Annotated in this window: 11 protein-coding genes and 2 rRNA genes (1 of these 13 running past the window's edge); 3 read left to right on the top strand and 10 right to left on the bottom strand. The window is 66.3% G+C overall.

What is annotated here, in order from left to right; genetic code table 11:
* Positions 1–80: 80 nt before the first annotated feature.
* The 5 genes from JWS14_RS21600 to JWS14_RS21580 all read right to left on the bottom strand — a co-directional run bounded on the left by JWS14_RS21600 (position 81) and on the right by JWS14_RS21580 (position 4,722).
* Positions 81–524, bottom strand: a complete 444-nt coding sequence (locus JWS14_RS21600) for an SRPBCC family protein (protein ID WP_206014321.1) — start codon at positions 522–524, stop codon at positions 81–83.
* A gap of 2 nt (positions 525–526) precedes the next feature.
* Positions 527–2,080 carry a succinic semialdehyde dehydrogenase gene (locus JWS14_RS21595; RefSeq protein ID WP_072949243.1) on the bottom strand — a complete coding sequence of 518 codons (1,554 nt, stop codon included), beginning with the start codon at positions 2,078–2,080 and terminating at the stop codon, positions 527–529.
* 81 nt (positions 2,081–2,161) lie between these two features.
* Complete coding sequence (locus JWS14_RS21590; RefSeq protein ID WP_072949245.1) at positions 2,162–2,557, bottom strand: low affinity iron permease family protein; 396 nt, start codon at positions 2,555–2,557, stop codon at positions 2,162–2,164.
* Between the two features lie 60 nt (positions 2,558–2,617).
* The gene (locus tag JWS14_RS21585) at positions 2,618–3,976 is read right to left on the bottom strand and encodes an L-serine ammonia-lyase (RefSeq protein WP_072949247.1); all 1,359 of its coding nucleotides are present in this window, start codon (positions 3,974–3,976) and stop codon (positions 2,618–2,620) included.
* A complete protein-coding gene (locus tag JWS14_RS21580) occupies positions 3,973–4,722 on the bottom strand; it encodes a peptidase dimerization domain-containing protein (protein ID WP_241031433.1) in 750 nt (249 codons plus the stop codon). Before JWS14_RS21580 ends, JWS14_RS21585 begins: the two co-directional genes overlap by 4 nt.
* A 25-nt stretch (positions 4,723–4,747) precedes the next feature.
* Here JWS14_RS21580 and JWS14_RS21575 point away from each other — a divergent pair, with 25 nt between their 5' ends.
* Positions 4,748–6,304, top strand: a complete 1,557-nt coding sequence (locus JWS14_RS21575; RefSeq protein WP_206014320.1) for an IS1634 family transposase — start codon at positions 4,748–4,750, stop codon at positions 6,302–6,304.
* Here the strand turns inward: JWS14_RS21575 and JWS14_RS21570 are convergent.
* Genes JWS14_RS21570 through JWS14_RS21560 form a run of 3 tightly spaced genes read right to left on the bottom strand, consistent with a single transcriptional unit; the run spans position 6,276 to position 9,929 of the window.
* Positions 6,276–6,956, bottom strand: coding sequence for a M20/M25/M40 family metallo-hydrolase (locus JWS14_RS21570; protein ID WP_241031432.1), 681 nt, complete (start codon positions 6,954–6,956; stop codon positions 6,276–6,278). The genes JWS14_RS21575 and JWS14_RS21570 overlap by 29 nt on opposite strands.
* 34 nt (positions 6,957–6,990) lie before the next feature.
* Entirely contained in the window at positions 6,991–8,430 is a 1,440-nt protein-coding gene (locus tag JWS14_RS21565) for an amidohydrolase (RefSeq protein WP_072949251.1), read from the bottom strand.
* A 32-nt stretch (positions 8,431–8,462) separates the two neighbouring features.
* Positions 8,463–9,929 (bottom strand): MFS transporter, encoded by a 1,467-nt coding sequence (locus tag JWS14_RS21560; protein WP_095862759.1) that lies wholly within the window; start codon positions 9,927–9,929, stop codon positions 8,463–8,465.
* 102 nt (positions 9,930–10,031) lie between these two features.
* Between JWS14_RS21560 and JWS14_RS21555 the strand changes: the two genes are divergently transcribed.
* Together JWS14_RS21555 and JWS14_RS21550 are read left to right on the top strand one after the other, a co-directional pair.
* Positions 10,032–11,045, top strand: a complete 1,014-nt coding sequence (locus tag JWS14_RS21555) for an Lrp/AsnC family transcriptional regulator (protein ID WP_206014319.1) — start codon at positions 10,032–10,034, stop codon at positions 11,043–11,045.
* A 94-nt stretch (positions 11,046–11,139) separates the two neighbouring features.
* A complete protein-coding gene (locus JWS14_RS21550; RefSeq protein ID WP_206014318.1) occupies positions 11,140–11,520 on the top strand; it encodes a hemophore-related protein in 381 nt (126 codons plus the stop codon).
* Positions 11,521–11,640: 120 nt separating this feature from the next.
* Here the strand turns inward: JWS14_RS21550 and rrf are convergent.
* Positions 11,641–11,757, bottom strand: a 5S ribosomal RNA gene (gene rrf, locus JWS14_RS21545).
* Between the two features lie 138 nt (positions 11,758–11,895).
* A 23S ribosomal RNA gene (locus JWS14_RS21540) occupies positions 11,896–13,419 on the bottom strand; it runs 1,609 nt beyond the window's last position.

The following is a 13,419-nucleotide window of genomic DNA, read 5'->3' as shown; positions in this document are numbered from 1 at the left end:
GGACACCGTTCAGTCTCGGGTCCTTCGGAGACTTGCGACAGGCACCCTAGGGTGACGAATCCGCACCCCAGGGTGGAAGATCAGCTCTCGAGGGCGACTTTCATGCGCTCGAGAGTCTGCCGCATTCCGTCCTGCATCAGCCGGTCGCGGTTGCTGCCCAGCACCTTCGATTTCTGCACCAGTCGCACCCACCATACGGGCGTCGCGTAGTTCTCCCGGGTCTCGGTGACGAGAGTGCCGGAGCCGGAGGGTTCGAGGTGGTACGTCCAGCGGGCCTTCGGTTCGTCCGCCTCGAACGAGAACCTCTGGTCCGGAACGACATCCACGACGGTGCAGTGCGTCTTCCAGCGCACCGGTCCGTGCCGGTTGGCGCCGACGAACCGCGATCCCACCGTCGCCGGTGTGCCCGATGTCCAGCGCGCGCCGGTGTTCTCGGGACTGAACCGGCCCATGCCCTCGACGTCGGTCACCACACCCCACACTTGGGTGGGCGGAACGTCGATCAGGATTTTCGCGCTGTCCACGTCTAGCGGCCCGGAATCCACTGCAGCGCCTTCACGAAGGGCGGCATGATCTTGGCCCACACCTTCGGCGACAGTCCCCGCGGGCCACCGAGGTTGAGGACGCGGGTGGTGGCGATGGTCTGCGGCTCGGTGTACTTGAGGAGCCCGTCCTCGCCGTGGCGGCGCCCGACGCCGGACACCCCCATGCCGCCCATCGGCGCTCCGGTGCTGCCCCACGCCGGCGCGTAACCCTCGTCGACGTTGACGGTTCCGGCGTGGATCCGTGCGGCGATGGCCTCGCCCTCCGCCTTGGTTCCCGCCCACACGCTCGCGTTCAGGCCGTACTCGGTGTCGTTGGCGCGTTCGACCGCTTCGTCGACGTCGGCGACGGGGTAGATCGAGACCAGCGGTCCGAACGTCTCGTCGCGGTAGCACTCGGCGTCCTCGGGAACACCGGTCAGGACCGTCGGCTCGTAGAACAGGGGTCCGAGGTCGGGGCGTGCCTTGCCGCCCGCCACCACGGTGGCGCCCTTGACGACGGCGTCGTCGACGTGGCTGGACACGGCCTTGACCTGGTCCTCGGACACGAGGCTGCCCATTTCGATGCCGAAGTCGTAGCCGGCGCCGAGCTTCATGTTGCGGACGCGTTCGCCGAACATCCGGGTGAATTCGGGTGCGATGGACTCCTCGACGTAGATGCGCTCGATGGAGATGCACAGCTGCCCGGAGTTGGAGTAGCAGGCACGCACGGCGGCGTCGGTGACCTCACGGAGGTTGGCGCCCGCGGTGACGATCATCGGGTTCTTGCCGCCGAGTTCGGCGGAGAAGCCGATGAGGCGGCGACCGGCCTGCTCGGCGAGGAGCTGACCCGTCGCCGAGGACCCGGTGAACATCAGGTACTCGGTGTTCTCGACGAGGGCGGTGCCGACCACCGAGCCCGGTCCGGGAACGACGGCGAACAGGTCGCGCGGCAGCCCGGCCTGGTACAGCAGGTCGACGCAGGCCAGGGCGCAGTACGGGGTCTGGCTGTCGGGCTTGAGGACGACGGCGTTGCCGGCGAGGAGCGCGGCGACGGCGTCCGACACCGCGAGGGTCATGGGGTAGTTCCACGGCGAGATGACGCCGACGACGCCCTTCGGCTGGTACCGCACGACCGTCTTGGTGAGGCCGGGCAGCATGCCGGAGATGCGGCGGGGACGCAGCAGCTTGGGGGCGACGCGCGCATAGTGGCGGGCGGTCATCGAGATGTCGAGGACCTCCTCCTGCGCGGCGGCGCGGGACTTGCCCGTCTCGGCCTGCGCCATGTCCATCAGGGCGTCGCGGTTCGCGAGCACCAGGTCGCGGTAGCGGTGGAAGATCGCGGCGCGTTCCGTGACGGGACGCGTGGCCCAGTCCTTCTGTGCCACCCGCGCACGTGCGATCGCGTCCTCGGCGTCCTGGGCCGTGCCGACAGGGACGGTGGCCAGTTCCTTGCCCGTGAACGCCTCGACGACGGACCGCGTCGGGCGATCTGCGGCGTCCGGGATGGCGATGAGGTCGGCGAGCCGCGCGAACGTGGCGGCGGTCGGAACAGGCATTTCGTACCCCTACTGGTTAGTAGTTTTCGCGGTTACACATAACTTACCTGTTCGGTGCGCTGTGTCACAGGGGCGCATGGATCAGTGCCGCTCCTCGAGCCCGACCGCCTCCCGCAGCTTCACCTCCGCCTTCTTCAGTTCGGGATCGTCCTGGGCGGAGGAGTCGAGCAGGTCGGCAAGGGCCTCGGCGATGACGTTGAGTTTCTCCTGCAGCGCCTCCGACGAACGCCTGCTCGCGTTCTCGAGCAGCACCACCAGCAGCAGCGTGAACACGGCGCCGACGGTGTGGATGGCGATCTGCCACTCGTGGAGGTCCTTCCACAGCGGAATGCTGACCACCCACAGGACCACGACGCCGGCGCAGATCCCGAAGAACGGCGCCTGGCTGACCCGGAGTTCGATCTGCTCGACGAACTTGTCGAACGTCGACCGCTGATCGGTGCGCTGCTCGCGTGCAGCCTTCGCACTGCGTTCCATCTTCGGAGTCTAGGCTCAGCCACCACTCCCGATATGCCCGTTTCAACTGATATGCCCGTTTCAACACATCACAACGTTGAGCGCGAGACCGCCCGTCGACGTCTCCTTGTACTTGTCGGACATGTCGAGGCCGGTCTGCCGCATCGTCTCGATGACGGTGTCGAGGGAGACGACGTGGCTGCCGTCGCGGTTGAGCGCCATCCGGGCCGCGCTCAGAGCGGTCACCGCCGCGATCCCGTTCCGCTCGATGCAGGGGATCTGCACGAGACCTCCGACCGGGTCGCAGGTGAGACCGAGGTGGTGTTCCATCGCGATCTCGGCGGCGTACTCGACCTGCGCCGGCGTTCCGCCGAGCACCGCGCACAGCGCCCCGCCAGCCATCGCGCACGCCGACCCGACCTCACCCTGGCAGCCTGCCTCCGCTCCCGAGATGGACGCGTTCGCCTTCACCAGCGATCCGATCGCCGTGGCGGTGAGCAGGAACGTCCGCATGTCCGCGGTGCCGCCGGCGAGGAACTGCTCGTAGTACCTCCCGACGGCCGGGACGATCCCCGCTGCCCCGTTCGTCGGCGCCGTGACGACGCGACCACCGGCGGCGTTCTCCTCGTTGACGGCCATCGCGTACGTCTGCAGCCAGTCGATCGCATCGTGGGACGCGCCGGTGGACACCAGTCGCCGGTACAGACCCGGTGCCCGGCGCACCACGTCCAGTCCACCGGGCAGCCTGCCCTCGGTGGCGACGCCGGACTCGATGCACGACACCATCGCCGACCAGATGCGGTCGACCGCTTCCGGCACGCGGTCGGCCCCGATCAGTACTGCCTCGTTCGCGTCCGCGACCTCGGCGATGCTGTTCCCGGTCTCGGCGCAGATCTCGAGCAGCTCACCGGCGGTCGTGAAGGGGAACGGCACGGCGGGCCCGTCGTCGACTGCGGGCGGTCGCGCATTCTCCGGAACGACGAACCCGCCGCCGACCGAGTAGTACACCCGGTCGGCGACGGCGGATCCGGCGCCGTCGACGGCTCGCAGCCGCAATGCGTTGGTGTGCACCGGCATCCGAGTGAGCGGCGCGAACACCACGTCCCGTTCGCGCACGATCACCGGACGCGTCCCGCCGAGGGCCACGGGGGCGCCGTCGCCGAGCCTTCGCCACGCGCCCCGGACGTCGTCGGGATCGCACGTCTCCGGCCGGGCCCCGGCGAGCCCGGCGACGACCGCATCGGGGGTTCCGTGGCCGATGCCGGTCGCCGCCAGCGCCCCGTAGAGAATGCACTCCACCTTCTCGACCCGGTCGAGCCGACCGGCCGCGTGCAGTTCGTCGACGAAGTCCGCCGCCGCCCGCATCGGGCCGACGGTGTGGGAGCTGCTGGGCCCGATCCCGAGGGAGAACAGTTCCGTCAGGGAGACGTACGCGCTCATGCCCAGTTCGCGGTCCGGGTGAATCCCTCCGGGCGTTCCGCCTGCAGCCGGAGCAGCTCACCGCGGACCCCGGCGTCCAGTGCGGCGTCGAGGACCGTCCATGCCAGCGCCGTCGCACCGTCGATGATCGCCGTGTCCGCGGCAGGAGTCGCCGCGGCGTCCGCGAAGTCGGCGTTGTGCGGGATCGCGGTGCTCCCGAGGACGGCGATCCCGGGGTGGATGGACGGCACGACCTGGGACACGTTGCCCATGTCGCTGGACCCGCCGCCCAGTGCGGCGGACGTCAGTTCGCGGCCGGTGGCCTGCAGGTTCCGGTCCCAGATGTCCGCGAGCACCGGATTCTGCACCATCGGCGCGTACGGCGGTTCCGTCGCCTCGTAAGTCCACTCGCATCCGGTCGCGATCGCACCCGCTTCGAAGCAGGCGAGCACGCGTGCCTTCACCTCGCGCCACTCGTCGATCTCCGGTGCCCGCACCTCGACCTGCACGACCGTCCGGGCCGGGATGATGTTGGTGACGTCGCCGCCGTGCGAGACGAACGCGTTGACGCGGGTCTTCGCCCGGAACTGCTGGCGGACCAGCCCGATGGCGTTCAGCGCGATCGTCGCGGCGGCTCCGGCGTTGATCCCGTGCTCGGGTGCGCCGGCGGCGTGTGCGGCGCCTGACTTGCACAGGTCGATGGGGATTTCCCGCTTCGGCTGGCGTTTGTGCTGGTAGTGGATTCGCGGGTCGGGGATATGGGGCACTAATCGGTCGGTAGGATCGCCGGTTGTGGCTGCCTATATCCGCAAGGTTCGGACCGCGTCGGGGGCGACGGCGGTGCAGATCGCCGCGAAGGACGGGGGCCGCCACAAGATCCTTGAGCACCTCGGTTCCGCCCACACCGAGGGCGAGTTGGCGGCACTGTTGCAGGCGGCCCGGGAAAAGCTGCAGGCCGGCCAGCAGGAACTCGACCTCGACCTCGGCGGTGGTGGGGAACGCGGATCGGTGATCGCGACGAAACGGTCCCGCTGGCTGATCGAGGCGATCGAGACCGGATGGCGACGCCTGGGTCTCGACGCTGTCGACGACGACGCGTTCTTCCAGTTGGTCCTCGGCCGGCTCGTCGAGCCGACATCGATGAGCGACACCAGCCGGGTCGTCGCCGAGATCGGCCTGACCCCGGCCCACCGCAACACCTACGCCAACGCATTGAAGCGTTGCGCCACAAACGATTACCGAGACCGGGTCGCGAAGAAATGTTTCGAGCATGCCGCCGCGACCGGCGGATTGAGCTTGGTGCTCTACGACGTCACCACGCTGTACTTCGAGGCAGAGAAGGAAGACGACCTGCGCAAGGTCGGATATTCGAAGGAACGCAGGGTGGATCCGCAGATCGTGGTAGGCCTGCTCGTCGACCGTACCGGATTCCCCCTCGAGATCGGCTGCTTCGAAGGGAACAAGGCAGAAACCCATACCATCGTCCCGATCGTCCGGCAGTTCCAGGCCCGCCACGACATCGAGGGCGTCGAGATGGTTGTCGCCGCCGACGCAGGCATGCTCTCCGCCGGCAATCTCAAGGACCTCGACGAGGCCGGACTCAAGTTCATCGTCGGGTCCCGCGTCACCAAAGCCCCCGCCGATCTCGCAAACCATTTCCATTGGAACGGAAATAGTTTTGCTGACGGACAGATAATCGATACGGTCACTCCCCGGCACGCGAAGAGCACCGTCAACAACGTCAACAAGCGCACCGAACCGGTCTGGGACGCGGCCGGACATCCGAAGTCCTGGCGGGCGGTCTGGCAGTACTCGAAACGACGGGCGGTCCGCGACAATCAGACACTCAACGCCCAAGAGGCCCGGGCCAGGGAGGTCGTCGACGGCGGCACAGCTCCGAAGTCGACGCGGTTCGTCAAGACCACCGCGGGAGGCCGCACCCTCGACACCGCATCTCTCGATCGGGCCCGATCATTGGTCGGGTTGAAGGGCTACGTCGCCAACATCCCCGCCACACTGATGGACCCGGGCGAGGTGATCGGCAAGTATCACGACCTTTGGCATGTCGAGCAGTCGTTCCGCATGTCGAAAACCGACCTACGGGCGCGGCCGATGTTCCACCACACCCGCGACGCGATCGAAGCCCACCTCACGGTCGTGTTCACCGCGCTCGCGGTCGCCCGCTATCTGCAGGCCGAGACGGGAGTCTCGATCGGGCGCATCGTGAAAACCCTGCGCCCGCTACAAGAAATCAGCCTGACCATCGCCGGCCACCCCCACACCGCCGCCGACCCGCTCACCGTCGAAGCCGCAGCCATCCTCACCTCGCTGGAACTACCGACACGTTGACCGGGGTACTAAAACTGTGCAAGTCAGGTCCGGCGTTGATCCCGTGCTCGGGTGCGCCGGCGGCGTGTGCGGCGCGGCCGGTGAACGTGACCTCGAACCGGTCGACCGCCTGCATCCACAGTGAGGCGCAGGGCATGTCCGTGCCCGACGTGCCGTGGACCATCAGCGACAGCGCCGCGTCCTCCCACGCGCCGGCTTCGAGCATGGGAATCTTGCCGCCGCCGTGCTCCTCGGCGGGTGTGCCCAGCAGTTTGATCCGGAGTCCGGCCTCGTCGGCGACGGCCGCGAGCGCGAGTGCGGTGCCGACCCCGGCGGCCGCGATCATGTTGTGCCCGCATGCGTGTCCGACCTCGGGCAGTGCGTCGTACTCGGCGCAGATCGCGACGGTGAGGTCGCCGCTTCCGTAGGTCGCCTCGACGGCCGTGTCGAGTCCGTAGACGCCGACGGCGGTATCGAAGCCGGCGTTCCGGAGTGTGTCCCCGACGAGCGCGGCCGCGCGGTGCTCCTCGAACGCGATCTCGGGGGTGTCGTGAATACGATGGCTGAGCTCGAGCAGTTTCTGCTCGTTGTTCCGGATGATTTGCGCCGCAGCATCCTTCAGCGCAACCGTGCGCGCGTCGGTGGTGTCGCCTGCGGAGGTGGCGAGAGTCATGAGCGGGTGCCTTCCTGGTGGGTATGAACGACGGTCACTGCGCGACGGCGACGGCGTCGCGCAGAGGCGGCGCGACGATCCCGTCGGGAAGCGGTGAGTCGTAGGGAGTTTGCGTCGTGCGGGTGCTGAATTCCTTGCGCGCCGACGCCAGCAGTTCGGCGTCCGTCAGGAGGTCCACGGCGGTCGAGGCCATGATCTTCGCGGCGTGGATCATCCCCTTGTGCGCAGCGGGCAGCTTGCCCTGCGCGACCATCTGCCACGAGTGGGCGGCCGTGCCGACACCGACGCACGCGGTGGCGCACTGCACGAGCGGCGTCACCCAGCTGACGTCGCCGAGGTCGCTGGATCCGGTCATCGTCGGGCGCAGCGAGCGCGCGTCGAACGTGACGATCCCGGTGTGCAGAGCGCCTCCGTCGCCATCGAATTCACCGCCGAGCGTGCTCGCCGTGCGTCCCGACGCCGTCTTGGTAATGAACGCCTCCGCGGTCGCGAGATCGGTGACGTCGAAGGGCACCGGCCCGAGCTCGCGGAGCCGCTCCTGCATCGAATCCTCGAGGACGACGTTGGGCAGGATGTCCGAGCAGCCGCCGTCGACCTCGATCTCGACCGTCGTCTCCGTCATCAGGGCGGCGCCTTCGGCGATCTTCGTCACGCGGGCGAACAGCTCGCGCATGCCGGCCACGTCGGGCGAGCGCACCAGGTAGTAGGCCTCGGCGGACGCCTGCACGACATTCGGCGAGCGGCCTCCGGTGTCGAGGATCGCGTAGTGGATCCGGCAGTCCGAGGGCATGTGCTCACGGAGGAAGTTCGTGCCCACGTTCATCAGTTCGAGTGCGTCGAGTGCGCTGCGGCCACGTTCAGGAGACACTCCGGCGTGCGCGGCGATGCCGGTGAACCGGACGTACGCCTGGACATACGCGAGCGTCCGGATCCGTTGCACGGTGGTGGTGTCGCCGGGATGCCAGGACACGGCGGCATCGACGTCGTCGAAGGCACCTTCCTTGACCATGAACGTCTTTCCGGCGGCTGCTTCCTCCGCGGGACAGCCGTAGTAGCGGACGGTTCCGGGCAGGCCGTTCGCGTCGAGGTAGCGTTTGACCGCGGTCGCGGCGAGGAGGGAGCCGCCGCCGAGCAGGTGGTGGCCGCAGCCTTGTCCGTTGCCGGACTCGTTGCCGGGTTCCGGCTCCGGCACAGCACTTCCCGACTTCTGGCTCAGCCCGGCGAGGGCGTCGTACTCACCGACGATGGCGATCACCGGTTGACCGCTGCCCGCTTCCGCGCTGAATGCGGTCGGGATTCCCGCCACCGACCGGGTGACGGTGAAGCCCTCCGCCTCGGCAGCAGCGATCTGCGCATCGACGGACGCGTGCTCTTCCCAACGCAATTCGGGGTTGTCCCAGATGGCATCGCTCAACGCGGCGTACTGCGGGCCGAGCTCGTCGATGGTGCCGAGGAGTTGTGGATCGACAGACACTTCGATGTCCTTTCGTTCGGTGTCACGGGTTGTCAGGCGTGTACTTGCTCGCCGTCGGCGAGCGTGGGCTTGTCGTTCTCGGTGGTCGTCGCGGAAGACCGGAGTTTGCGCGCCAGGATGGCCGTGACGACGCACAGTGCCGCGCAGACTGCCCAGACCACGTGATAGGCGCTCGCGGAGGGGATCTGCTTGCCGCCGGCGGTGAGTGCCGGGGTGACCATCGACGACATCACGAGCGCGAACACGGCGCCGGACACGGCGCCCGCCGCGGTGCGGGACGTGTTGTAGAGGCCGGACGCGATGCCGACCGAATCCGGCGGCGCCTGCTGCACGATGACGGTGGGCAGCACCCCGACCACCACTCCGCCGCCGAGGCCCGCGACGACGAGCCACAGGGCGAACAGTGGGGCGCTCCCCGGGACGACGATCATCAGTCCGTAGGCCGCCGCCGAGAGCAGCGCACCGAGCGCGAGGGATCCGGGGACGGTGAGGGCGGATCGGGCGAGCCGGTCGCTGACGGACGCGCCGACGAACATCGCGAGCGCGAACAGCGCCAGGATCAGTCCGGTCACGGACGCGGTGACACCCATCCCGTAGCCGTTCGTCTCCGGCACGGCACGGAGGAAGAGGGCGCAGGGGGTCTGGACACCGAACAACTGGGCGCCGAACAGCAACGCCATCAGCATCGGTACCCGCATCCCTCGTCCGATGACGTCGAGGTCCACGAGGGGGTGCTGGACGCGTCGTTCCACGAACACCCACACGACGAGAACCGCGGCCCCGACGCCGATGGCCGACCACGTCAGCGCGCTCGTCCAACCCCAGGTGCTCGCGTTGGACACACCGCCGAGCACGCCGAGCAGTCCGACCGTGAGCAGGACCGCACCGGCCCAGTCGACTGTTCCTTCCTTACGTACCGTCGTCTCCGGGACGAGGAAGTACACGACGGGCAGGCAGATCGTCATGAGCACGGCGGGGACGAGCAGGACCAGCCCGACATTGTCGACGACGGAGTCGAGGAGGAATCCCGAGAGCAGGCCGCCGACGGCGGCGCCCAGCGTCAGTGACCCGACGAGCCGGCCGATGCTCCGGCCGGCCGTGGCCGCGTTTCGGTCCCGCACGATCGCGAATTCGAGCGGCAGGAACGCCGCGAGCGGTGCCTGCAGCGCCCGGCCGACGAGCAGCAGTTCGTAGGACGGCGCGAACGCGACGAGGTACGAACCGAACGCGACGGAAGCGGTGGCGAGAACGAGAAGGCGTTTGTGCCCGAAGAGGTCCCCCAGTTTGGCGATCAGCGGCACGCAGGCGGCCGTTCCCAGCAGGTACATGGCGCTCACCCAGTTCAATGCGGCGGACGACGCGTCGAAGCGTTCGCCGATGGCGGGCAGCAGCGGGGAGAACCACCCCTGCAGCAACCCGCTCGCGAACTCCATGACCACGAGGAACCCGACCGCTGCGGTGGCAGCGTCGCCTCCCCGGATGTGGGGCGAAGAACTCATGTCGACTCCAAGAGGACGAGTGGAAAGTGACTCATGGAAGAGTGCCGCCGCGTGAATTCCGTCGTGTAAATTTGCAGCATTCTCGGCATCGAAGGGCAAACCATGCAGGATTACGAGCCAGATGACGTCGACTTCGCACTCATCCATGCACTGCAAATCGAGCCACGGGCATCGTGGAAGGCGCTCGCGCCCGCATTGGCCGTCGACCCCGTGACGTTGTCGAGGCGCTATCAGCGGCTCCTCAACGCCGGCCTGATCTGGATCACCGGATACGACCCCGGGACGCCCGGGCGCGGCGCGCTGATCGAAATCGAATGCGCACCCGGACAATCCGTCTCCACTGCGGAGGCCATCTCCGAAGATCCAATGGTCGCGAGTATCGATTTCACGGCGGGCGGACGCGACCTGCTGCTCACCCTGATGGCAGAGGATTCGGTGGACACGTCACGATTCCTGCTCCACCGCCTCGGGGAGTATCCGGCGATCCGGCGAGCCCGGACGCACCTCATCACGGAGGTGCTCTTCGAGGCCGGGAACTGGCGGCTCCGGACGCTGTCGGCGGAGCAGGTCGCCAAGGTTCCCGCAGCCCGACCGCCGCGTCCCCGCGCAGCGCGGACGGTCGCACCCGGCCTCAAGCGCCTGATCCATCACGAACTGGGAATCGACGGCCGCGCAGCGACCACGGCGATCGCGGAACGCGCAGGCGTCAGCAATCAGCGCATCACCGACGCGATCGCGACGATGCGGCGGGACGGCTCTCTCCGACTGCGCACCGACATCGCCCGGAGCTACTCGGAGTGGCCGATCTACGCCTGGTACTTCATGCAGGTTCCCGCGCCCCTCGTCGAGCGACTGAGGACCTCGCTGGGCAAGATCGAGGAAGTGCGGTTGGCGGTGCTCGTGGCCAGCGAATACAACCTGATCATGGCCGTCTGGTTGCGCACCCTCAACGACGTCCACCGGTTCGAACTTCTCCTGGAGAAGCTCCTGCCCGGGTCGCGGGTGGCGGACCGCTCGGTGGTCATGCAGATCGGCAAACACCTCGGGCACATCCTGGACGACCGCGGACGCGCGACGGGTCAGGTGGTGTCCATGATTTCGCCCGACCCGACGTGACCGCGGGCCCCCATTCGCAGACGGTCCTCAGACGAATCACAACTCGTACCCCTAACGTGTCCCCGGCATACCCACCGACATTGGAGGACTCGTCATGAACGTTTCACGAGCACGTCTGCACCTCGGCATCGCAGCGGCCGGCACCCTCGCCGCCGCCGCGCTGGTACCGGGGATCGCCTCCGCGGATCCGGCCGACACCGACTCCGACCGCCTCGTGAACAGCACCTGCAGCTTCGCCCAGATCGATGCGGCGATGCACGACGTAACCCCGCAGCTCGCCGCGCGCCTGGATCAGGCACCCGAGCGCAAGGCTCAACTGGCGGACTTCTTCTCGAAGTCCCCTGCCGATCGTCAGGCCGTCCTCGATTCGCACCCGCAGCTGAAGAGCCGGCTGGAGACCGTTCCAACCGAGGGACCGGCTGTCGAGTGGCGCGCGAAGGCACTGACGATCGCCGAGACCTGCGGCAACTACTGAGGGACGCCAGTCACGGTCGACAGAGATCGTGCCGCAACGGTTTTCGCTTTGCCGTCGGCCAAAAGTGTTGTGAAATGCCGAAAGCCCCCCAACATGGTTGGGGGGCTTTCGGTAACGGATGTTCGGCGGTGTCCTACTCTCCCACACCCTGTCGGGTGCAGTACCATCGGCGCTGGAGGGCTTAGCTTCCGGGTTCGGAATGGGACCGGGCGTTTCCCCTCCGCTATGGCCGCCGTAACTCTATGAAACTGTCACACGGAACATCAGCGAAGACACAACCAACACATCGTTGGACCGATGGTGGTGGTGGTTCTTCTTCTTCAGTTCCGAAACGTGTGTTGTTTCAGATACTGCACAGTGGACGCGTAGCTTCTTTGTGGTAAGTCCTCGGCCTATTAGTACCAGTCACCTGCATCCGTTACCGGACTTCCAGTTCTGGCCTATCAACCCGGTGGTCTGCCGGGGGCCTTACCCCCTCGAGGGGGTGAGAAACCTCATCTTGGAACAGGCTTCCCGCTTAGATGCTTTCAGCGGTTATCCCTTCCGAACGTAGCTAACCAGCGGTGCTCCTGGTGGAACAACTGGCACACCAGAGGTTCGTCCGTCCCGGTCCTCTCGTACTAGGGACAGCCTTCCTCAAGTTTCTAACGCGCGCGGCGGATAGAGACCGAACTGTCTCACGACGTTCTAAACCCAGCTCGCGTGCCGCTTTAATGGGCGAACAGCCCAACCCTTGGGACCTACTCCAGCCCCAGGATGCGACGAGCCGACATCGAGGTGCCAAACCATCCCGTCGATATGGACTCTTGGGGAAGATCAGCCTGTTATCCCCGGGGTACCTTTTATCCGTTGAGCGACACCGCTTCCACTTGCCGGTGCCGGATCACTAGTCCCGACTTTCGTCCCTGCTCGACCTGTCAGTCTCACAGTCAAGCTCCCTTGTGCACTTGCACTCGACACCTGATTGCCAACCAGGCTGAGGGAACCTTTGGGCGCCTCCGTTACATTTTGGGAGGCAACCGCCCCAGTTAAACTACCCACCAGGCACTGTCCCTGAACCAGATCATGGTCCGAGGTTAGAGGTCCAATACGATCAGAGTGGTATTTCAACAACGACTCCACACTCACTGGCGTGAGCGCTTCACAGTCTCCCACCTATCCTACACAAACCGAACCGAACACCAATACCAAGCTGTAGTGAAGGTCCCGGGGTCTTTTCGTCCTGCCGCGCGTAACGAGCATCTTTACTCGTAATGCAATTTCGCCGAGTCTATGGTTGAGACAGCTGAGAAGTCGTTACGCCATTCGTGCAGGTCGGAACTTACCCGACAAGGAATTTCGCTACCTTAGGATGGTTATAGTTACCACCGCCGTTTACTGGGGCTTAAATTCTCAGCTTCGCTCCGAAGAGCTAACCGGTCCTCTTAACCTTCCAGCACCGGGCAGGCGTCAGTCCGTATACATCGTCTTACGACTTCGCACGGACCTGTGTTTTTAGTAAACAGTCGCTTCTCACTGGTCTCTGCGGCCCCACCCAGCTCACACTGCAAGAGTGATCACCGGACGAGGCCCCCCTTCTCCCGAAGTTACGGGGGCATTTTGCCGAGTTCCTTAACCATAGTTATCTCGATCGCCTTAGTATTCTCTACCTGACCACCTGTGTCGGTTTGGGGTACGGGCCGTGTGAAAGCTCGCTAGAGGCTTTTCTCGGCAGCATAGGATCACTGAATTCGCCTCATTCGGCTATGCGTCACCTCTCAGGCTGTGTGAATGGCGGATTTGCCTACCATTCGCCCTACAGGCTTACACCAGTATTACCACTGACTGGCTCAGCTACCTTCCTGCGTCACCCCATCGCTTGGCTACTACCAGATCAGGTCCCATGCATCCACATCCAGG

Source organism: Rhodococcus koreensis (assembly GCF_017068375.1).
Classification (GTDB): domain Bacteria; phylum Actinomycetota; class Actinomycetes; order Mycobacteriales; family Mycobacteriaceae; genus Rhodococcus_F; species Rhodococcus_F koreensis.
Note: the sequence above shows the minus strand (reverse complement) of the source record. Positions and strands in the feature narration are given on the sequence as shown.